Raw genomic sequence first — 21520 nt, forward strand, 5'->3', positions numbered from 1 at the left:
CTCGCGGCGTCCGAAACTCTAAACGTAAGCCGAACGTCCGCTTGACCAGGTCCGGCGCTCGATAGCAGACTGTCCGGAAACGGCCCATAAGCAGAATTGGTATTGCATCATTAAACTGCGCGCCCATTACCCACTCCCGTTACGGCCGTCGACTGATTCAAGGCAACGTCTCAAAAAACGCACATTGATTATTGATCGCCGAGCGGCAACGAAGGCGGACGATCTGCCATTAATTACGATATGAATCCAATTGCAGGCCATGTTTTGCAATTTTCTCATAAAACGTTTGCCGCGATATGCCCAACACAATGCATGTCTCCGAAACTTTTCCACGCGTATGCTGCAAAGTTTCAATCAGTATGCTTCTCTCATACGCCGATATACGCGCGGATAAGCGAACGTCTCCATTCCCCTTTCCTGTGATCGTCCGACTTAAACCCAGTACCGCGTTAAAGGCGTAGCTGCGCAATTCACGGGCGTTGCCGGGCCAGTCATGTTCAAGCAATTGCCGTCGGTCAGCTGCGGAAATGGCAAAGTTCGTGCGCCGTGTGCGGTCAAGCGCCTCGCGCACGAATTGCGCAAACACGACGGGAATGTCATCGCGCCGTTCGCGCAACGGGGGAATGCGAAGGCGCAGCAAGGCGAGCCGATAGAACAGGTCTTCGCGGAAGCGGCCGGCAGCAACTTCGGTGTCGAGCGCGGCCCGGGTCGCGGCGATAATCCGCGCGCCGGCGGGGCCATCGCCCTGCCGCTGCTCGCGCGTCTCAAGATAGGCAAGCAGCCGGGCCTGAAGCGGCGCGGGCAGCGCATCAACCTCTGCGAGGAACAGCACCCCGCCGTCAAGCGCGCGCAGCCAGTTGCCAGCCGATCCGGCGTGGCCGAACAGATCGCCAAGCCCGCTTTCGCCGAGCGTGGAGCAGCGGATCGCACGGAACGGCATCAGCGCCCGGGGTGAACGCCTGTGCAGCGCCCGCGCCATGACTTCCTTTCCGGTGCCCGTTTCACCTTCGATCAGCACGTCGAGATCAAGCATCGCCATTTGCCCGACCATCGTGCGCAGGCTGGTGATCGCCTCCGAGGTGCCGACAAATTCATCGGCCGCCGCCTGTTCCACCGCCTCGCGCAACGCGCGGTTGTCGAGCACCATTTCGCGCGTTTGCGCTGCCCGGCGCACTGCTGCGATCAGCTGATCGGTAGAAAACGGCTTGGCGAGAAAATCGAAGGCCCCGCCCCTGAGCGCTGCCACCGCCATCTGCACATCACCATGCCCGGTAATGAGGATGACAGGAATGTCCGCGTCAATCGCATGAACTGCCCGCATCAGCTCGAGCCCGTCCATCCCGTCGAGCCGGATATCGGTGACAACGCAGCCTGCGAAAGCCCGGTTGATTTTTGCCAGCGCTGGCCGGGCGGAGGGATGGGCGGCGGGGCTGTAATCAGCCAATTCGAGCGCCTGCACCGTGGCCAGGCGCAAGGGCTCGTCATCCTCGACGAGGATCACGCGTAGCCGCTGTTCGGGCGCGCTCATGCCGGGATCAGCCGGGCGACGAAGACGGAACCGGTCGGCCCGGTTGACCAAAGCGACAGGTCGCCGCCGAATTCGCGCAGAATGTCGCGCGCGATGGCGAGGCCGAGGCCGAGCCCATCCTCGCGCGCCGTCGCAAAGGGAGTGAATAGCCGGCCGCGCAAGGCTGCCGGCACGCCGGTGCCATCGTCAGCGAACGAGACCGCCACGCTGTCGGCAGCGGGCTCGATGCCGATCGTAAGCACGCCTCCGGGACGCGTGTCCGATGCGTCGAGCGCATTCTGGATCAGATTGACGAACACCTGCTCGAGCCGCACCCGATCGCCTCTCACACTGCGCTCTGCATCGGCCGCGTCCCACAGCACGCGGGTCTGCGTCTCGGTGATCCGATGGTGCACCAGCAGCAGCGCGCCCTCGATCGCGTCGCCCAGCTGGACGGGCCCGACATCGGGTGTCTTGCGGCGCGAAAAGCTGCGCAGTTCGGCGGTGATTTGCGAAATGCGCTGCGTCAGATCGACGATCTGGCCGAGGTTGCCGGCCACCTTGACTGCTGCCCCGGCGGCGAGGAATTTCTCGGCATTTTCGGAATAGGCGCGGATCGCGGCGACGGGCTGGTTTATTTCGTGAGCCACGCCGGCGGCGACCTGCCCGAGCGTCGCCAGACGGTTGGCCTGCGCCAGTTCTTCGCGCGAGCGCCGGAAGCGTTCATCCGCCTGCTGGCGCCGCGCGCCTTCGGTCAGCAGCCGGGCATTGACCTGGCGAAGCTCGGCCGTCCGCTCCTGTACCTTCGTCTCCAGATCGCGTTGCGCCGCATGCTGCATTCGCGCCCGCTCGCGCTGCCGCCACAGCCAGATCGCGCTGCCGCCAAGAAGGATCGCCAATATCAGCAACACCACGCGCGCCCGGGCGCGCGCCGCCGCCAGCGCAGGTTCGAGCGGGGCCAACGCGACGAGTTTTGCGCCCGCCAGGGCAACCCCGGCGTCTGCCCGACGATAGGCGACGCCATCGCTGGTCGCCGCTTTGCCGCTGAACGCCACCGGCAGCGGCCGCAGCGGCAGGTCGTCAAATTGGCGGGTGCGGGCAATCTCTGCCTGTTCGGCCCGCCGCAGCGCGCGCAGACGGTTAAACCGCCACGCCGGCCGGGAACTGATGATCACCACGTCGTGCACGTCCGTGACAAAAGTCGTGCCCGCCTGCGCACCCCAGGCCGCCTCCATCCTGTCGAAGGCGATCTTGGCGACGACAACACCGGCCGGCGCGCTTGCTGTCCCCACCCGCCGGGCGATGAACAGGCCGGGGCGCCCGCTGACCGTGCCGAGCGCAAACAGTTCGGACGCACCCGTGGCCAGCGCTTCAGTGAAATAGGGCCGGAAGCCGTAGCTTTGCCCGACAAAGCTGGTCGGCAGCGCATAATTGCTCGCCGCCACCGTGCGCCCGCGCGCGTCGATCACATAGATGGCTGACGCGCCGGTGCGCCGGGCCAGCACCTCCAGCCGCTGGTTCAGCGCCAGCGGGTCCCCGGCTGCCGATCGCAGCAGGGCGGACACATCGGGGTATTCCGACAACAAGGTCGGCACGAGGCGAAATTTCTCGAGCTCGCTATCGAATAGGAAGGCGTTAGACCGCGCCATTTCGCGCGCCTGCGCATCCGCCGCTCTCGTCGCCCAGCGCGCGGCCCAATGCTCACTGGCCCACAGACCGGCCGCCAGCAGGGCGAAGGTGGCAAAAGCGGCGGCCGCAGCCGTTCGCCAGCCCCGATTTGAAACATGCGCTGTCAGCCTTTCCAGACGATACCGCCCCAAACTGTCCGGATTTCCTGACATACGCGCATGATCCGGCGAGCGATTATCTCTAAGCTAGGTTGAAAAACAGATGCTTACGGGAATTTATCAAGTCCGTTGACACCGCACTCTAACGACCGTCACACAGGAGTCAAAGAAGCTGACGCAGCGGGGATGGGGCATGGGGGCACGTCAGGCCAGTAGCGATAGCGCGCCGGTTCCACGCAGTCGTTGGCGGCGCACTGTCGGCTCGCTCTATTTTCAGGTCATCGCGGCAATCATTGCCGGGATCGTCTTGGGCGCCGTCAGGCCGGACATCGGCGTTGCTTTGCAGGCGTTGGGTGACGGCTTCATCAAGCTGGTCAAGATGATCATCGCCCCGGTTATTTTCCTCACCATCGTCACCGGTATCGGCAATGTGCGCAGCGCGGGCAATTTGGGCCGGGTTGCCGGCAAGGCATTTGTCTATTTCCTCGCCCTGTCCACGCTGGCGCTGATTATCGGGCTGATCGTTGCCAATGTCGTCCAGCCGGGCGCCGGCATGGGCGTTAACCCGGCCACGCTGGATGCAACCGCGATCGAGGAATACCGCACAAAGGCCGACGAATCTTCGGTCGCACAATTCCTCCTCGACATCATCCCCACGACCTTCGTGTCGGCCCTGACCGACGGGTCGATCCTCCAGGCGCTGTTCGTCGCCGTGCTGTTCGGCCTTGCGCTGATGGGCGCGGGCGAGGCGGGTGCGCGGGTGACACAGGCGCTCGAAAGCGTGGCCGAGGTGGTGTTCCGCCTCGTCGCGATGCTGATGCGCCTTGCGCCGATTGGCGCCTTTGGCGCGATGGCCTTCACTATCGGCAAATACGGGGTCGGGGCGCTGATCGATCTCGGCACGCTGATCGCGACGTTCTACGTCACCTCGGCGCTGTTCGTGTTTGTCGTGCTGGGCGCGGTTGCGCGGTACAACGGCTTTTCGATCGTCCGCCTGATCGCCTATCTCAAGGAAGAGCTACTGCTGGTGCTGGGCACCTCGTCGAGCGAGGCCGCGCTGCCGCGGTTGTTGCAGAAAATGGAGGCTGCCGGCTGCCCCAAGGCGATTGTCGGGCTGGTCGTTCCCACGGGATATTCATTCAACCTTGACGGCACCAACATCTACATGACGCTGGCGGCGCTGTTCATCGCGCAGGCCACCGGTGTCGAGCTGTCGCTGACCGAGCAAATCACCCTGCTGCTGGTGGCGATGGTCAGTTCCAAGGGCGCTGCCGGGGTAACCGGGGCCGGCTTCATCACGTTGGCGGCCACTCTGTCGATCATCCCGTCGATCCCGATTGCTGGGATGGCGCTGATCCTCGGCATAGACCGCTTCATGAGCGAATGCCGGGCGTTGACGAATTTCATCGGCAATGCTGTGGCAACGATTGTCGTCACCCGGTGGGAAGGCCAGCTCGACAAGGGGGCCTTGGACGCGGCGCTGCATGGCGCGCCCGTGGTGCTCCCTGGCGAACCGGCGTTCACTGTCGAGCCGCCTGCCGGGGTTCGCTTGGGAGAGCGTGATGTCGATTGACCAGGTCAACCGCCGCGGGTTCATCACCGGTACCACGGCGCTGGCGGTGGGCGCATCGCTGCACGCGGCCAGCCCGGCGCGGGCGCATGATTGGGAAGAGATCGCCTTGTGGCCGGGCGTACCGCCCGGGCGTGGACGCGTAACAGGTCCGGAAAAGATCGGCGGCGAGGGCGCGGGGTTCGGCGCCGTTTCCAATATCTCCAACCCGCGCCTGCGGGTCTATCGGCCCAACCATACCAATGGCCGCGCGGTCATCGTCTGCGGCGGTGGGGGCTATTTCCGCATCCAGTTATGGAAGGAGAGCACACCGGCCGCACAATGGCTGCAGAACCGCGGCTACACGGTGTATGAGCTGATTTACCGCCTGCCCAACGACGGCTGGGAACCGGCCGCGCCGTTCGCAGATGCGCAGCGCGCGATGAAGATCGTTCGCAGCCGCGCGGCCGAGTTCGGCATCCGCCCCGATGCCATCGGGATCATGGGCCATTCGGCGGGCGGACATCTGGCCGGCTTCACCGCGCTGCAGCCGGACCGGCCGCTATACGCCGGCTCCGACCGGTTCGAAGCGACCAGTGCCCGGCCCGATTTTGCCGCGCTGCTGTTTCCCGTCGTATCCTTGCGGATGCCCTTTGCGACGCGGACCCGGCGCGAGATCATCGGCGATAATGCCGACCGCGCAGCCGAAGATGCCTGGTCGCTCGACACCTACGCCGCTGCGGGCGCCCCGCCGATGATCCTGTTCAGCTCGGCCGACGATGCGACCACACCGCCGGCGCACAACCTCGCGCTGTTTGGCGCGCTGCGGCAGGCGGGCGCCAGTGCTGAATTGCATATTTTCGCTGATGGCGGCCATGGCTGGGGCCTGGGCACACCGCACCAGACGCTGCACCGCTGGCCTGAATTGTTCACCACCTGGCTCGACACGCGGATGGCCGGCAGATTGTAATCGGGAGGATCGAGATCATGTCCACTACCACGCTCGCCAAGCTGGCACTGCTCGCCAGCACCAGCCTGTTTGCCGCAACCCCGGTGGCTGCACAGGTGCAAACCGCACCGGCCGCCCTGGCGCAGCCGGCTGATGCCGCGCCGGAGCCTGCCGAGGCGGAAATTGTCGTCACCGGTACGCAAATCCAGGGCGCGCAGATCAATGACGTGCTGCCCGTCACGGTGGTCGATGAACAATTGATCGAAGCCAGCGGCGCATCCTCGGGCGACGAGATGTTCCGCGCCATTCCCCACGCCGGTACGGTCGCGTTCAACGAACAGAATGCCGACACGCAGAACAATGTCCGCGGCGATGCCTCGTCGATCAACCTGCGCGATCTGGGCACCGGCAACACGCTGCTTTTGATCAACGGCCGGCGGATGAACCTCCATCCCGGGTTTCAGACCGAATTGCTGGTCCCGGTGGTTTCGCCCGATACCAACGAAATCCCGCCGGGCAGCGTCCGCCGGATCGAGGTACTGCGCGATGGCGCCTCGGCCTTGTATGGGGCTGACGCCGTTGCCGGCGTGGTGAACACACACCTCAAGGGCAACCTTACCGGCGGCTTTGTCGAAGGCGATATGCGCCTGTCTGATGGCACGAGCCTCTACAGTTACACGCTGACTGGCGGCCTCGGGTTCGATTTCGGCGACGGGCGGGGCAATATCACGGTCTATGGCAGCTATTTCCACGAAAACGGGCTGCCCGCGCGTGCCCGCGCCTATTCGCGGGATGATGACCGGCTACCGCTGGTCGAAGGCACCGACTTTGCCGGCGATGCTTCGTTCAACAATCGCAACACCTTCGGCCCGTTTGGCCAGTTCGACATTCAGGCGCCGGCCAACCGCACACCGATTGGCGATGATGATTTCTACCTCCAGCCCGGTACCTTCACCGGCTGCCGGCTGAATTTGGGCAACGGGCTGTGCGCGCGCGACGGTACCACGCCGGCCACCGAGGTGCGCTACAACACGCTGTTCGGGAACAGCCTGATCAGCGAAAAGGACCGCTACAACGCGATGGCGCTGCTCAGTTACGAGCTGACCGACGCGGTCGAAGCCTATTTCGAAGGCAGCTACTATCGGTCGCAATCAGAGCGCTTGTTCGATGCCTCGACCATCCTCAGCGCCGTGCCGGTCGGGATTTCGCGCAACGCCTATTACAACCCCTTCGGCCCGACCACGCGCGACGGGCGGCCCAATCCGCAGCGCCTGCCGGGAACGACCATCCCCACGACCGGCGCCGATGTGATCATGGAGCGGTACCGGTTCGTCGATGCCGGCAACCGGATCATCGATGTCGAGAAAGACGCCTACCGGCTTGTTGCCGGCCTGCGCGGCAATCTGGGGGCGTGGGATTTTGACACCGGCTTCGTGTATTCCGAAGCGGACACGATCGACCTTGAGCGCAACCGCGTCTCGCTGACGCTGATGCAGCGGCAGATCAATCTGACCACACCCGATGCGTATAATCCGTTCAACGGCGGCTGTCTGGATGATCCCGGGCAAGGTGACTGCACCCCCAATCCGGCAAGTTCGATCGACCCGTTCCGGATCGATGTGTACCGCAAGGGTGGCACCAGCCTTGCGCTGGCCGATTTCAAGGTCAGCCGCGACGATCTGTTCGTGTTGCCGGGCGGCAATGTCGGCATCGCGGCGGGCATCGAATGGCGGCGCGAGACGTTCTATGATGATCGCGATCCGCGCCTGGATGGAACGATCACCTTCACCGACAGCGTGACCGGCGTGTTCAACGGCAGCGATGTCGCGGGCACAAGCCCGTCACCGGACACCGACGGGAAGCGGAATGTCTATTCCGCCTTCACCGAACTGTTCATCCCCGTGGTCGGTCCCGAAATGGGCATCCCGCTGATTGAATCGCTGAACCTCCAGCTGGCCGGGCGGATCGAACGTTTTGCCGATATCAACGCGACGGCCGCCGTGCCGCGCGTGGCCGCATCGTGGACTACGATCCCCGGCGTCACCTTCCGCGGCGCATGGTCGCAGGGCTTCCGGGCGCCGAATCTGGTGCAGGTCAACGATGACGGGACCACACGGTCGAACACGCGCGACGATTTCGTGGTTTGCCAGGCGCAGGTGGCGAAACGGATTATCCCGACGCTGGCGGCGTGTGCCGGGGCGGGCGTGATCAGCTTCCGTTCGGGCGCGCGCGATCTGCGCCCCGAAGACAGCGAGAGCATCAATTTCGGCCTCGTGCTGGAACCTGAATTTATCCCCGGTCTGACGATCACCGCCGATTACTGGCGGGTCAAGCAGACCGGGCTGGTCGGCACCTTTGGCGATGATAACGCCATTGCGCTCGACCTGGTGCGGCGACTGGCGGGCAGCACCAATCCCAATGTCATCCGTCAGGCACCAACGGACGAGGATATTGCCCTGTTCACCGGCACGGGCCTCGCGCCGGCGGGCAAGATCATCCGCGTGCTTGATCCCTATCTCAATCTCGACAGCCGGGTGTCGAAGGGGTGGGACTTCGGCCTTGCCTATCGCGTGCCCGATTTCGGCGCGGGCGATTTCAGGATCAGGCTCAACGCCGCGCGGCTGACCAGCTTTGTCCAGTCAGCGGGCGCCGATGGGCAGGAAATCGTCGGTGCGATTGCCGCCGGAACGCTGCCGCTCGACGTGACGGTGGGCGGCCTTGGCGAGCTGCTGCAGGCGGACGGGCGGCCCAAATGGCGCGCGAGCGGATCGGTCAACTGGGAACGCGGGCCGGTCGATATCGGGCTGTTCGGCAGCTATGTCGGGGCGTTCTACGATACCAGTGTGGTCCGCGATGTGCTGGTGGAATCCGACGATCCCAATGCCAATTTCTTCCCGGTGGACGACATTTTCACGCTGAATGTGTCGATCGCCTACACAATCGACAATGACACCGCGCTGGACGGCACCCGGCTGCGGTTCGCGGTCAACAATGTCTTCGGCGAAGACCCGCCGTTGGCCGACGAGAATTATGGCTTCTACAGCGATTTGCACAGCCCGCGCGGCCGGCAATTCGCGATCGAACTGAGGAAGCGCTTCTGAGCGTGCCGGGACGACCTGCCAGCATGAAGGGGGCCATCGCCGCGACGGTGATCCTCCTGCTGGCGGGGTGCACGACCGTCGGATCGCGCGATGCGGTGGGCGAGCGCGGGCCGGCACCCGGTTGCCAGAGCGCGGAGGCCAGGCTCGATTTCGATTTCGGCGGCGCGTCGTTTTCGCGCTGCACGGTGCTGGGGCCGCGATCCTTTGCGCTGACGATTGCGCCCGAACACGCCCCGCCCATCAACCCCAGTCCGTGGTATGCCTTCCGCTATACAACCACGCCGGGGGCTGACGTATCAATCCGCCTCGATTATCTGCACGGCCAGCACCGCTACGCCCCCAAGCTGACGCGGTCGGGCAGCATCGTCGAACTGCCGGTAACCGTCGCGCCCGACCGGCGCAGCGCCGCGCTGACGGTGCCGGCGGGCGTGGGGACGGTCAGCGCCCAGCCTGTGATGAGCGCGGCCGATCACGCACGATATGCGGCCACTTTGCGCACCAGCCACGGTGCTGTCGAGGTTGAGTTGGGGCGCTCGCATGATGGCCGGCCGATCACCGGGCTGCGTCTGGGCGACCCGGCAGCGCGGTGGCTGATCGTGATCCTCGGGCGGCAGCATCCGCCGGAAGTGACCGGCGCCCATGCGCTGGAACCGTTTGTTACCGAACTGGCGGAGATCCTCCGCACATCGCCGGATCTAGCGCGCGACTTTCAACTTTTCGCGGTGCCGCTGCTCAACCCGGATGGCGTGGAGCGCGGGCACTGGCGGGCCAATCGCGGCGGGGTGGATTTAAACCGCGATTGGGGCCCATTCAGCCAGCCCGAAACCCGGGCGGTCCGCGATTTCCTCCTGCGCGAGCTGGGTCGGACACAGCCCATCGCGATGGTCGATTTCCATTCGACGCGAGATAATTTGTTCTATGTTCAAGGTGATGAAGGCAGCGCCGCCAATCGCCGGTTCATATCGCGGTTTCTTATGGGTAAGGAGACCCGTTTTGCGGGGTATGCTTTCTCAATTGAGCCTCGGAACGCTAATCCCGGTTCACCGACCGCCAAGAACTGGTTTCATGCGTGCTTTGGCATTCCGAGCATTACATACGAGGTTGGCGACGACGCTGGTGAGCTACCTGCACGGGAGGCCGCGCGCCATTTGGCTCGCGAATTTATTGCCGCGCTGAGGCGAGATGCACATATTTTGCCTGCGGTGCCACGACCGCCCTGTCCCCAATGAAGCGCGCCCCCGGAGCAGAGCCGTCCGCGAGCGATCACACCGTGTGGCGGCGCAACGCCGTGACAGGAGCGGCGTGCCAAGCCCATCAAGCAAAGGCTTCGCGCTTACGGTAGAGCGCGCGATCACCTACGGCTTCAACTCCGAGACGGAATCTATCCGGCTGGTCGTCGAGACGATTGATGCGACGAGGAGGGATTAGGCCGACGATCCGAGCAGTAGAACTGGCGCATCTATCAACACCAACACATGGGAATTCTGAAAGACCATTTTTGGAAGCCAACAGTGGTCCGCCTGCTATCGGCCCACATGCAGCCATTGTCAGAACAGCTTGTTCAGCAACCCTGGCTCGCTCGCCTTAAGCCGTTCCAGCATCGTATTGACGTAGAACATATCCGGCGCTGCGACTGCGGGAAGCACGACCACGAGGTAATCTGGCTGAGCGACATCTAGCGTAAAGGTCACGAGACCGACACCGTGGAGGCCGCACAAGACCTTCAGCCGGTTCATGTCGTCGCTGCTCGTGGTGTTCGGCACGACGATGTAGCTCTTATGACAGAAGAGGCGGTAGGCGACGGCCTGGCCGAAGGCGACGACCGGCTGGCCCGGAACCGCCTTGATCTCGGCAGTGACGATCTGCGGTTCGAACTTGAATATGTCCTGCGCGCGAGGCTTCAGGACGCCGATGACATCGGGAGTGCCCCACTTGCCCCCGAAGCTACTGCCGCCCAGCGCCGACGCGAATGTGGCCTCGTCGTTCTCCTCCAGCCACGCGGCGAAGCTGTCGTAAAAGTCCTGCTCGGTGACCGATTGCGCGCCCTCGACTTTCACCGGGATTGCCGCAGTCGCTTCATCTTCGGCTTTGGCCTCGACGGCCTCGGCGGTGGCGTATTTTTCGAGCTGATAGGTACCGCGCGCAATCTTGATGATACTCGCATCTGACTGGAAAAGGCTCTGAAGCGCGCCGTGGATACTGTTAGGCGGTGTTTCTGGCGCCCCTGCGTGGATGAGCTTGAGCATTTCGCCCCAGCGAATCCCACCCACCTGCTGTTCGAGAATTTCTTGTGCGCTGGCCTGAATCTGCTTGCGGTTGTACTTCACGCATTCCCCCTCAGCGCGGCATCCAGCCGCGTTGTGAAATCGGTCGCCTTCGAGCGCTCGGCCATCCAGAACACCACTTGACCGCCACTCACTTCGGCCAGCCGGGCGCCGATGTTGGCCTTCTCCAGCGTGTCCGGATCGTTGACAAGGTGGGCGCCCTTGTATTCCAGCACCAGCGTCCGCCCATCGGTCAGCTCTGCGACGAAGTCCGGGTAGAATCGGTCGGTCGAGGTCGGCAGCCAGTAGGAATGCGCGCCGCGCACGATGTTGCGGACCCAGTGCCTGACCAGCGGGTGGCTGTCGATGGCGACCGCGCACTGGTATTCCTCGCCGCTGTCCTTGATATCGTCCGGGCGCGGGTAGAAGTGCTTCTGCCAAGCGTAGCGACCGGTGTAAGGCTTCGGCGGCAGATAGCGGCCCTCGGCGAAGGTGAAGCCGTTCTCGCCCAGCGCCAGCGTAGGCCTGATGTCACCGAGCAGCAGCTGCATTCCTGCCTGCCCGGCTTCGGCGCGTAGCTGCTTCACCCGAAGCGCAATGGCCCTCTTCAGCATATCCTTCGCGCGGACCAGCGAGGCGAGCGACATGCCGCGCGCATCAACGAGATGCGTCACGACACGCCGGCAGTATTCGAGGAAGACGGGCTGCGACACGTCCGGCTGGTGCACCTGCCGGTCGAGCCAGCGCGACAGGTCCGCCGGCGTCCACGCGGTCTCGTCCTCGAGCTGCAAGGTCATCTGCGAGGCCGAACGGCTGATGCGGACCTGGCCTTCGTCGACGTCGACCACAACGGTATCGGGCGTTTCCGACAGCAGGAACTCGGGCAGATCCGGATCGACCCCGTCGAGCGTCCACCCGGCAAGATCGAGGAGCGTCGTCGGCTCGACCAGATCGAGCTCGCCATACTGCTCGAGAGCGAGGCCCGGCACGGTGAAGCTCATCCCGCGTTGCGAAGGCGTTGCCGCCGCCTGGCGCCGCTCGACGTGGGCTGCGATTGCCGGGCGCGGATCCTCGTCACCGGCCAGTGGTGCCAGCACTTCGCCTAACTGCTCGAGCACGGTATCGCTCGCGTTGGGATCGATGACGACCGACACGCCGTCGCCTTCACCGATCAGCGTGATGGCGTCCCGGACCTCAAGCGGCACCGCCGACAGGTCAGGGCGCACCTGCAGGACCACTGGCGGAATTGCGGGGCGTTCGGGCAGCGGCAGCACGGCCGCGGCCGCATCGGCTTGCTGCTGGGCGATGATCTCGTCGCGCGCGGTTCGTTCGTCGAAGTCCATCGCAACCAGCGTATCGCGCAGCTTGTTCGCTGCGGCGTGGAAGCCGACGCCGGTGACGTGAGCGTGTGCCTTGGCGATAGCATCGATCAACCGGGCATCGGGCTCACAGCTGGTCGCTGCCTCGCCGGTATCGAGGACCATCCGCATGGCCAGCCCGGATCGCTTCGGGGTCGCTGACGCGATGATCAGGAGCGCGAGCGATTCCGCATCGATCGCCATTCTGAGATGACGGCTCAGGCCGGCGGGGTCCAGCTTGATGCGCACCTCGGAAGGCATGATGTCGATGCGACCGACGATGTCGCCGACCAGCGTCTGGACCAGACCACCTTCACCACCGCGCAGCAGCGCGGCCAGTTCTCGCGCCTTGTCGACCAGCGCCAGAATGTCCTGTTCGTCCGGGGAAGACGGAGATGCGTCCAGCAGAGGGCCGGGCAGCCGCGTGCGGCGCGGCCCTGCATTTATTGTTATACCTGCGTGTCCACCGCCTATCTGCGTCAGCCCCTGCGCTGCGCGGTCAACCCGGACACCGGCTTTGAATGCGAGCGCAGCGAGGCAGCTAAAAGCCTTTCCGCGCCCCGCCATGTCGTGGTGATCGGCGGCGGGCCGGGCGGGATGGAGGCCGCCTGCCGGCTGGATGAAGCGGGCGTCAAGGTGACCTTGGTCGAGGCCGGAGCGCGGCTCGGCGGGACGCTGCGCTTTGCCGCACTCGCCTACCCGCCGAATGGCGATTTGCTGGACTATCTGACTGCGCAGATCGGGCAGAGCACAGTCGATGTGCATTGCAACACGCCCGCCACGCCTGATCTGTTGCGCCGGCTGGCGCCTGACGCGGTGGTGGTGGCAACGGGCGCGCGCCGGACCATGCCCGAGCTGCCCGGCGCCGACTTGCCACACGTCTTTAGCGGCGACGATCTGCGCGCGCTGATGCTGGGCAATGTCGCGGGCGAAGGCGCGCGCAAGGCTGGCCTCGGCACGCGGCTGGCTGCGCGGCTGGGCGCGGCGAGCGGGCTGTCGGCCAATGCGGCGCTCATTCGCACCGCGACCAAGGCGTGGCTGCCGCTGGGCAAGCGCATCGTCATCCTCGGCGGCGAGCTGGTCGGGGTGGAACTGGCCGAATTCCTCGCGGGACGCGGCCGCGAGGTCACCGTGCTCGAGCCCGCGCCCCGGCTCGGCAAGGGGCTGCTGCTGGTCCGCCGGATGCGGCTGCTGTCCGAATTGAAGGAGCACGGCGTGGCGCTTCAAGGAGGCGTCAGCGAACTGGCGATCGAGCCGGGCGCGGTACGCTACAAGGTGCAGGACGATACCGTCGTGCGCGTCCCCGCCGACCATGTCATCGTGGCCATGGGGGCGACCGGTGATACAAGCCTGGCGGACACGCTGATCGCGCAGGGCCATCGGGTCGAGGTGATCGGCGATGCCACCGGCGTCAGCTATATCGAAGGCGCCATTCGGGGCGGCGCAGAGGCGGCTCGCCGGTTGCTGGGGAACCCTCCGGTGGAGCGGGCGGCCTAGGCTGCTGCCGCGCCGTCGCGCCACCCCATCGGAATATCGCCGCCGGAAAGTTCGATGATCCGGCGCAGCACGCGCTTGGTCTCGGCAATCTCTGCGGCGGTGAAATGCGTCGCCAGTTCCGCCTCGGCCGCCTTGCCGATGGCCAGCGTTTCGATCAGCCGCGTACGGCCGGTTTCGGCCAGATCGTAGCCATCGCCGTCCTGTGTCAGCAGCCCGCTTGAGGCCATCTCTTCGAGCGCGGCAGCATCGGGCAGGTGGCCGGTATGGGCGAGCCGTTCGGCCAACTCTAGGGCAGTCAGCGGTGCTTCCATGCTGAGCGTCGCGAGTGCGAGATATTGGGCCATGCCGAGGCCATGTGCGGCCAGCGTCTCGCGCGTCGGGCGCGATGTCTGGAAATGCGCGCGGGAAATCAGGTAGAACAGGAAATCGTCGCCGAACCGGCCGTGTTCGGTGTCCACTGTCGGCGTGGGAGTGGCGGTCGGCCGGGGTCGTCTTTCGGCATAGCGGCCGCCGTGGAACAGCAGCGGCGCTTCGTCGCGCGCTTCGTAACTCACCACTTCGCCAACCAGAATGATGTGGTCGCCGCCTTCATATTCGTGCCGCGTGCGGCATTCGAAGCGGGCGACGAACTGGTCGAGCAAGGGCGAGCCCAACTCGCCGCAATGCCACGCCACATCGGCAAACTTGTCGTCGCCCGAGCGGGCAAAACGGTTGGACAAATCTTCCTGCGCGGCGGTCAGCACGTGGATCGCGAAATGCCCGGCAGCGGTGAAGGCATCGCGCGACAGCGAGTTCTTGGCGAGCGACCACAGCACCAGCGGCGGATCGAGGCTGACCGAGTTGAAGCTGCTCGCCGTGACCCCGACCGGGCGGCCCTCGGCATCGCTGGTGGTGGCAATCGTCACCCCGGTGGCAAAGGCGCCGAGCGCGTTGCGGAAGGCCCGCTGGGCCTCGGCCGTGTCCATCGTCATGCCCGTCCTTCCGTGCTGCGCCTGAAGCTGTGTTTGGCGGAGCAATCCGGTCGGTTCAAGCGCCCGTCGCCCGTCAATGGTCGCGATAGACGATTTTGCCGCCGACCAGCGTCATCGCCACCCGCTCGGCGCTGAGCTCGGCAAGGATTTCAGTCGGCATTCCGCGGCACAGCACGATGTCGGCGGGGGCGCCGGGGGCGAGCGCGGGGCCGAGCCACATCGCCATCGCCGCCGCGGCGTCAATCCGTTCCGCTGCGCCGATACGGGCGCCAGTGGCGGTAACGCGGTCGCACGCGCTGCGCATCCCCTGCCACGGGTCGAGCGGGCCGTAAGGCGCATCGGACGCTGCCAGCACCGGGATGCCGGCGGCCATCAGGCTGGCCGCGCGGTAGAGATCGTGCTGCTCGTCTGCCGGAACTTCGGCGAGATAGCGATCCCCCCGCGCGTGGAGGAAGCCCGGATTGGTCACCACGGTCAGCCCGGCTTTGGCCAGCACGGGCACGAAACCGGCCGGGATGATCCCGCCATGCTCGATGCGGTCGCCGGCCCTTGCGCCGCCAGCCTCGTCCAGCGCGGCGAGGAAGTGCGCCAGTTCGGGCAACGTCACGCAATGGGCGGCGACCGTGCGCCCCTGCCGGCGCGCTGCGGCGATGCGGCGGGCGGTTGCGGCGCTGGCGGGCAGGGCGCGTTCATCGAGCAGCAGCTTGAGCGGGCCGCGTACATAGCCAGCGCCTTCGAGCAGCGCCTCGCTGCCCATCAGGGTCAGGCGCTGTGGCAGGGCGCCGGCCAGCAGCGCCGCCTCCGCCGGGCCATTATGTGCCCCGGCATCGGTGACGGCGGTGACGCATAGCGGGCCAACTCCGTCCCCAGCGCGGCGAGATCGGGCGGGGGTGAGGGGAGCGCGCCAGCGAGCCACTGATCGCAGCGCCAGAACCGGCCCGTGAGCGCCCCGCTGGCGTCACGTTCGGCCCCTTCGGGCAAGCCGCCCGATGGCAGGAACGCCAGCGCTGCGCTGTTCAGCACCCACAGCGCGCCGGTGCGGTCCTGCACGCGCAAGGGTCTGTCAGCCTCCCAGCGGTCGAGCACCGCCCGGTCGGGCAGGCCGGCGGCCCGCTCGTCATAGCCGGTCGCCCGCAGCATGGCTGCCGCGCGTGGCGCGCGCAGCAGGTCGATGATCGCGGCTTCGCTACTTGCTGCCGCCAAGTCGATCGAGCGTGCGCGGGCGGCGGTGGCGAGGAGGTGAATATGCTGGTCATGCAGGCCCGGCAGCGCGGTCATTCCGCCGCCGTCGATACTTGTCCCCTCCATGTCCGGTCCGGGGCCGACTCTCGCGATCTGGCCGCGCTCGAGAACGATATCGGTACGTGTGTCGTCCATCATCGTCACGTTGCGGATCGTCAGGCGCATTAGCTGATCCGCGCGGCATAGGCTGCGGCGATGCCGGCCAGCGGGCGGTCGATCAGGCCGGTCTCACCCGCCAGCACCGCTCGCGCCGCCTCGACCCCGGTCAGCGGATCGGCCAGCGCATCGCCGAAAAAGGCGGGCTCTCCGTCGGACCACGACATCAAGCCGCCGGCAATCGCACAATCGTCGCCGAAACCGACCCGCATCGCCTTGGCTCCGGTAAAGCCGTGCCCGCTGATCGCGACCCAGGTGCAATGGGCGATTGTTTCCGGTGTCAGCCCCAGCCGGGCGAGCGCTGCGGCGCGGCCGCTGGTCACGACAATGTCGGCGTCGGCCACCAAGCGGTGGAGTCGTGCCCGATCGCTCGCTGCTGTCAGGTCGAGCGCCAGTCGCATTTTCGCGCCAATGAGAAAATGATCGAGCACCGGCGAAGCGCGCGGAGTCGGATCTGGCCGCGCGCTGTTGTCGACCCGCACAACCTCGGCCCCCACGCGCGCCAGCAGCCCGGCACAGAGCGGCCCGGCCCACAGTGCCGAGAGGTCGAGCACTGTGCCGAGCGGGCAGCCGGTCGGCGCGCCGGCAAGCGTGATCGGCTCGGCCTCGCCCGGCAGCGCGACCGGCACATGCATTTCTGCGGCCCGCGCGACAAACGCGGCGCTGGTCGTGGTCGCGGCGTATGCGGCGACCGCCTCCCAATCGTCGCCGGCACCGTAGGTGAGCGCCGGGATCAGCGCGTAATCGTCAGGCCGGGCAAGATTAAGCGCCGCCCAGCCATCCGCCGTGTGTAGCAGTCGGCAGTGGCGATTGGCCGACACCCGCCCCGGCGTTTGCAAGCCGCCCGGCGCATCGCGGATCAGCACATCGGCGGCGCCAAGCCCGAAGGGCGCGAGCCGTTCGGATAACAGGTGACGCAAGCGGCCAATCATGGCGCGATCGCGTGGATCAGGCCCCAGTCGAGCGCCTGCGCCGCGCCAATTCGGAAGCCGCCGAACACCAGCCAGGCGAGCCGGTGCCGGCCGATGGCGCGGGCCAGCGTTGCGGTGCCCCCGGCGCCGGGCATCAGGCCCATGCGCAGTTCGGGCAGTTGCACCAGCAGATCGGCCGAACCGATCCGGCGCGCCGCGGCGGCGGGTATCTCGATCCCCGAACCGATGCAGGCGCCGTGGAGACGGACGCGCGCCCGGTCGCCCATCCGGTGCAGCAGCAGTGCCGCCGACCGCGCCATGCGGATGTGGTGCGCGGCTGCCAGGTCACCGGCGCGGCCAAATTCGTCGAGCGCCCCCCCCGGTCGAGAAGCAGCGCCCCTGGGCCCGCAAGGTCACGTCGGGCCGCGAGGGATCGGCCAGCACATTGGCCAGCCCTTCCCACAAGGCATCGCGCATTGGCGCGTTCATCGCGTTGTTGGTGTCCGGCGCCGAGAGCGTCAGCGTGACGTGCGCGCCAGACCGGTCATAGCGCACCAGCTCGGTGGCAGTTGGCAACAAGGGCGGGCGCTGGGTCGCGGCACGCCAATTGCTGAACTCGTCGCCGCCCAGCAGCGTCGAATAGGCCAGCGGTTCCACCGCCAGCGCCTCGGCAAAGGGCAGCTGCTCGCCGATGCGCAGAACGCGGGCGAAGGTGGTCGCCGCTAGCGGCGCGGCGGCGATATTTGCCGCGATAAGGGCAAGCTGCCGTCAGCCGGCCGGGCGCGACCGAGACCCACGGGGCAGGGGCAGTCGGGCAGGTGGTGACGAGCGCGGCGAAATCGTGGACGGCGACTTCGGGTAAAGTGCCTGCGCGGTCGATCCCGATGACGATCGGGGCGGACGGATAGTCCTCTCCGCGGCTCAGCTCGACCAGGGCCAGCGGCTGGCCCGTCAGCGGCGACCAGGCTTCGGCCGCTAACGGATCAAGCGGGGGTGGGGCGGGTGGCACGCGAACCTCATCGGGCAAGCCCGAGGGCGTGGCAAGTTGTCTCGTGCGCGCGCTGCGTGCTGCTCGGCCGGGCCACGCGCGGCGGCCCGGCCGAGCAGACATGTCACCGCAGGCGGATGCGGAACCCGACGCGGTACGACCGGCCCAACAGGTCCGAGAAGGTCGGGTTCGCGGCCAGCCCCGTCTCCGGCAGGATCATCGCCCCTTCGTTGAACAGGTTGGTGATGTTGAGGAACAATTCGCCCTCCCGATCGGCGCCAATATCGACCTTCGCCGTCAAATTGAGGTCGGTGTAGAACGTGCCCTTGATATCGAGATCGTCATAAGTCGGCGCCTGGGTGGTCGAAACCGGGCAATTGGCCGTGCATTCGATGGCGGTGGCACTGTAGCGACCGGCGCTTACCCCGCGGCCCACCACCGTCGCGGCGAAGCTGGGCGTATCGTAAGTCGCGCTGACGCGGTAGAGCCATTTGGGCGTCGAATATTGCCCGCCATTGACGCCGACCGTGTTGACCGGAACGACGCCGGTGATGCCCGTATCGGTAAAGTTCTCGATGTAACGGGTGGCCAGCGCGCGCAGCGTCAGGCCCGCATTCTCCATATCGAACCAGCGATCCACCGGCAGGCGGTACGACGCATCGAAATCGATCCCCCGCACCAGCCGACGGGCGAAGTTGAACGGCTGGTTGCGGATCAGCAGGTAAGGCTGCGTCGGGGTCGAGCGGATTGGATCGTTGCTGATTGCGTCGCAATAGAAGGTCAGCCCTTCGTAACAGCGATTGACGATTTCCTGCGCGCTGATCGTGTCGATCGCATCGTCGAGGTCGATGCGGAAATAGTCGGCTGAAAACGCAAAGCCCGGCAGAAAGCGCGGGGTGAGAACGCCGCCGATATTCCACGAATCCGCCTTTTCCGGCAGCAGGTTGGGGTTGCCCGTGACAAAACCCGAATAGCCGAAGCTGGCCGGTGCCGTGCCGCCGGGGGTAAAGGCCGGGTTGCGGACCGAATCGCTGTTGGCAGACCCCGCCTGGAACAGTTCGTTGAGGTTGGGCGCCCGGATGTCGCGCGAACGCGTCACCCGCAGGCGGATATCCTCGATCGGCTGCCAGATGGCCCCTGCCTTCCAGGTGGTCACATAGCCGGCGGTCGAGTAATCGGTGGCCCGCACCGCACCGTTGAATTCAAGACCGAAGCCCAGCGGGATGGCGGTTTCGAGATAGGCTTCCTTGACGTCGTATTCGCCCTTGGTCGGCAGGTAATTGCCGACCGACCAGCGGTTGCTCGTTGTGACATTGCCGCTGGCATTGGTGGTGAAGACCGGCTGGAACTCTTCGGGCACGAAGCCGTCGATCTGTTCCTTGCGATATTCCGCCCCCACCGCGATGCTGACGTCACCGGCCCAGGTGGCGAAGGGGTTGAAGGCAAGGTTCACCCCGGCGACATATTGTTCGATCGTCTGGTCGCGATACGGATCGCCCAGCACGTATCCGATCGCCGCCGGATCGGCGACGCCGATGCCGAGCCGGTTGAGCGGCACGCAGGCGCGGTCGTCATTCGTGGTCACGGTATCGACATTCACCCGGCACACGATCGTCCCGGCGGCATAGCCGCCCGGATTGCCGGCGGCGGCAAATACCGCGTCGGTGGCGTTGGCCATCCGCGTCAGGTTCATGATGTTGCGCAGCTGCTCGCGCATTTCAGCGCGGCCATACTGGCCGTAAATGTCCCAATGCGCGGCCCGCCCGAAGGCGTCGAAATCGCCCTGCGCGCCGACCAGATAACGCTGCACATTGCGTTTGTTGTTGGCCACGCGGAACGGCAAATCGGCGGCGGTGGTAGCCAGCGTGACGCTGGTGATGCCGGCCAGCCGGGCGGCGCCAAGCGTGTTCAGCAGAAACGCATTGTCGGGCCTGAGGGTAATCCCGGTGGCAAGGTTCGGCCCGGAGTTGAAATAGACTTCCTGCCAGTTGTACGAACCCTCGGCGAACAGCTCGAACGCATCGCTCACCTCGTAGCTGAGGCGGCCGAACACGCCGTGCCGATCATCTTCCGGGGCAAGGCCGATGCGGCGGCCGGAATCGTTGACCTGCCACGAACCGCCCTGCGTCAGTGTGGGTGCTGCTGCGCCGGTGGGCGAGGGGAAGGTCAGCGCGCCATACTGGAACTGGTTGATCGAGCCGCCCTGGCCGAAATAGATCCCGCGCAGCCGGTTGGCGACGCCGCCAGCCGAACCGGTAATCAGGCCGCCCGGGGTCGAATTGGCCGCGCCCACTTGCGTCCGGATGAGGAATTGCGGTTCGGTGCTGGTCGCGGTCCAGTTGGGGTTCTGGATGCGGACATTGCCGGTCTGGTTCCACGGCCGGTCAATCTGGAAGATACCGTCCGTATGGGCGATCTCCCCCGCCAGCAGCACATGGCCCCGGCCATCGGCAAAGCTCATTCCGCCGGCGATGCCGCCCGAATAGTTGAACCCGTCGCCATAATGGGTGATCCCGGCGTCGCCTTCCAGCTTCAGCCCTTCAAACCTGGTGTCGAGGATGAAGTTGACGACACCCGCGACCGCGTCCGATCCGTAGGCCGCAGAAGCACCCCCGGTCGCCACCTCGACCCGCTGGATAAGCGCCTGCGGAATGGTGTTGATATCAACCAGGCCGGTGACGGTCGAGGGCACCGAGCGGCGCCCATTGAGCAGCACGAGCGTGCGCGTTTCGCCCAGGTTCCGCAGGTTGAGCGCGTTGATACCCGCCTGCCCGCTCGACAGGTTGAGCCGCGAATTGGCCGGCTTGGTCGAACCGGCCATCGAGGGGAGCTGGTTGACGAAATCGGCGACATTGTTGGTTGGCGAGGAGTTGGCGATATCTTCGGCCGTCATCACCGTCAGCGGCGTGGGCGCTTCGAACCCGCTGCGCATGATGCGCGTGCCGGTGACGACGATTTCGCGCGAACTTTCGGTTGCCGGGTCGGCGGGATCGGTGGCGGCCGCCGGCGCGGTTTGCGCCGCCGCGTTGCCCGCGACTGTCAGAGCGGCCAGTGCGCAGCTCGAAAAGAAGCCCAATTTCAATGCGTTCGCCGCGCTCATGATTATCCCCCTCGTGTGACGGTCCGACGACATTAAGAAACACAAATGGTGCCGGGCACCATAGTTTCTTTTGCCGGTGGCATAACCTGGCGTCATTGGGCCTGTCAGCAGCCTTAGGGCGTGTTACCCACCGCAAAACG

Annotated in this window: 16 protein-coding genes and 1 pseudogene; 5 read left to right on the forward strand and 12 right to left on the reverse strand. The window is 65.8% G+C overall.

Annotation, left to right across the window (positions count from 1 at the left end):
• Window positions 1–229: 229 nt before the first annotated feature.
• The 3 genes and pseudogenes from ILT46_RS08980 to ILT46_RS08985 form a co-directional block, all read right to left on the reverse strand.
• Window positions 230–1147 carry a sigma-54-dependent transcriptional regulator gene (locus ILT46_RS08980; protein ID WP_233397147.1) on the reverse strand — a complete coding sequence of 306 codons (918 nt, stop codon included), beginning with the start codon at window positions 1145–1147 and terminating at the stop codon, window positions 230–232.
• Window positions 1148–1228: 81 nt separating this feature from the next.
• Window positions 1229–1528 (reverse strand): annotated as a pseudogene (locus ILT46_RS12415) (response regulator); the annotation flags it as partial.
• A complete protein-coding gene (locus ILT46_RS08985; protein WP_255528373.1) occupies window positions 1525–3348 on the reverse strand; it encodes a sensor histidine kinase in 1824 nt (607 codons plus the stop codon). The gene ILT46_RS08985 and the pseudogene ILT46_RS12415, both read right to left, overlap by 4 nt.
• A 139-nt stretch (window positions 3349–3487) precedes the next feature.
• Between ILT46_RS08985 and ILT46_RS08990 the strand changes: the two genes are divergently transcribed.
• Genes ILT46_RS08990 through ILT46_RS09005 form a run of 4 tightly spaced genes read left to right on the forward strand, consistent with a single transcriptional unit; the run spans window position 3488 to window position 10122 of the window.
• Complete coding sequence (locus ILT46_RS08990; protein ID WP_199504314.1) at window positions 3488–4867, forward strand: dicarboxylate/amino acid:cation symporter; 1380 nt, start codon at window positions 3488–3490, stop codon at window positions 4865–4867.
• Window positions 4857–5813: an alpha/beta hydrolase gene (locus ILT46_RS08995; RefSeq protein ID WP_199504315.1), complete on the forward strand. Its 957-nt coding sequence runs from the start codon at window positions 4857–4859 to the stop codon at window positions 5811–5813. Before ILT46_RS08990 ends, ILT46_RS08995 begins: the two co-directional genes overlap by 11 nt.
• A 17-nt stretch (window positions 5814–5830) precedes the next feature.
• Entirely contained in the window at window positions 5831–8893 is a 3063-nt protein-coding gene (locus ILT46_RS09000) for a TonB-dependent receptor domain-containing protein (RefSeq protein ID WP_199504316.1), read from the forward strand.
• Between the two features lie 23 nt (window positions 8894–8916).
• Window positions 8917–10122, forward strand: a complete 1206-nt coding sequence (locus ILT46_RS09005) for a M14 family metallopeptidase (RefSeq protein ID WP_199504317.1) — start codon at window positions 8917–8919, stop codon at window positions 10120–10122.
• A gap of 318 nt (window positions 10123–10440) precedes the next feature.
• Here ILT46_RS09005 and ILT46_RS09010 read toward each other — a convergent pair whose 3' ends face one another.
• Both ILT46_RS09010 and ILT46_RS09015 read right to left on the reverse strand, forming a co-directional pair.
• Window positions 10441–11220: a hypothetical protein gene (locus tag ILT46_RS09010; RefSeq protein WP_199504318.1), complete on the reverse strand. Its 780-nt coding sequence runs from the start codon at window positions 11218–11220 to the stop codon at window positions 10441–10443.
• On the reverse strand, window positions 11217–13082 hold the full coding sequence (locus ILT46_RS09015; protein WP_233397149.1) for a hypothetical protein: 1866 nt from the start codon (window positions 13080–13082) through the stop codon (window positions 11217–11219). The genes ILT46_RS09010 and ILT46_RS09015 overlap by 4 nt, the downstream gene beginning before the upstream one ends.
• 6 nt (window positions 13083–13088) lie before the next feature.
• On the opposite strand from ILT46_RS09015, the gene ILT46_RS09020 reads away from it, so the two are divergent.
• Window positions 13089–14012: an FAD-dependent oxidoreductase gene (locus tag ILT46_RS09020; RefSeq protein ID WP_370592401.1), complete on the forward strand. Its 924-nt coding sequence runs from the start codon at window positions 13089–13091 to the stop codon at window positions 14010–14012.
• Here the strand turns inward: ILT46_RS09020 and ILT46_RS09025 are convergent.
• The 7 genes from ILT46_RS09025 to ILT46_RS09055 form a co-directional block, all read right to left on the reverse strand.
• Entirely contained in the window at window positions 14009–14983 is a 975-nt protein-coding gene (locus ILT46_RS09025) for a flavin reductase (RefSeq protein ID WP_199504321.1), read from the reverse strand. The genes ILT46_RS09020 and ILT46_RS09025 overlap by 4 nt on opposite strands.
• A 73-nt stretch (window positions 14984–15056) precedes the next feature.
• On the reverse strand, window positions 15057–15740 hold the full coding sequence (locus ILT46_RS09030; RefSeq protein WP_199504322.1) for an amidohydrolase family protein: 684 nt from the start codon (window positions 15738–15740) through the stop codon (window positions 15057–15059).
• Between the two features lie 5 nt (window positions 15741–15745).
• Window positions 15746–16390 (reverse strand): hypothetical protein, encoded by a 645-nt coding sequence (locus ILT46_RS09035; RefSeq protein WP_199504323.1) that lies wholly within the window; start codon window positions 16388–16390, stop codon window positions 15746–15748.
• Entirely contained in the window at window positions 16390–17313 is a 924-nt protein-coding gene (locus tag ILT46_RS09040; RefSeq protein ID WP_199504324.1) for a CoA transferase, read from the reverse strand. The genes ILT46_RS09035 and ILT46_RS09040 overlap by 1 nt, the downstream gene beginning before the upstream one ends.
• Window positions 17310–17612 (reverse strand): enoyl-CoA hydratase/isomerase family protein, encoded by a 303-nt coding sequence (locus tag ILT46_RS09045; RefSeq protein WP_199504325.1) that lies wholly within the window; start codon window positions 17610–17612, stop codon window positions 17310–17312. The genes ILT46_RS09040 and ILT46_RS09045 overlap by 4 nt, the downstream gene beginning before the upstream one ends.
• 25 nt (window positions 17613–17637) lie before the next feature.
• Window positions 17638–17949, reverse strand: coding sequence for an enoyl-CoA hydratase/isomerase family protein (locus tag ILT46_RS09050; protein WP_199504326.1), 312 nt, complete (start codon window positions 17947–17949; stop codon window positions 17638–17640).
• A 455-nt stretch (window positions 17950–18404) separates the two neighbouring features.
• Entirely contained in the window at window positions 18405–21380 is a 2976-nt protein-coding gene (locus ILT46_RS09055) for a TonB-dependent receptor plug domain-containing protein (protein WP_199504327.1), read from the reverse strand.
• Window positions 21381–21520: the final 140 nt, after the last annotated feature.

Source organism: Qipengyuania sp. YIM B01966, from assembly GCF_016461955.1.
Classification (GTDB): Bacteria; Pseudomonadota; Alphaproteobacteria; order Sphingomonadales; family Sphingomonadaceae; genus QFOP01.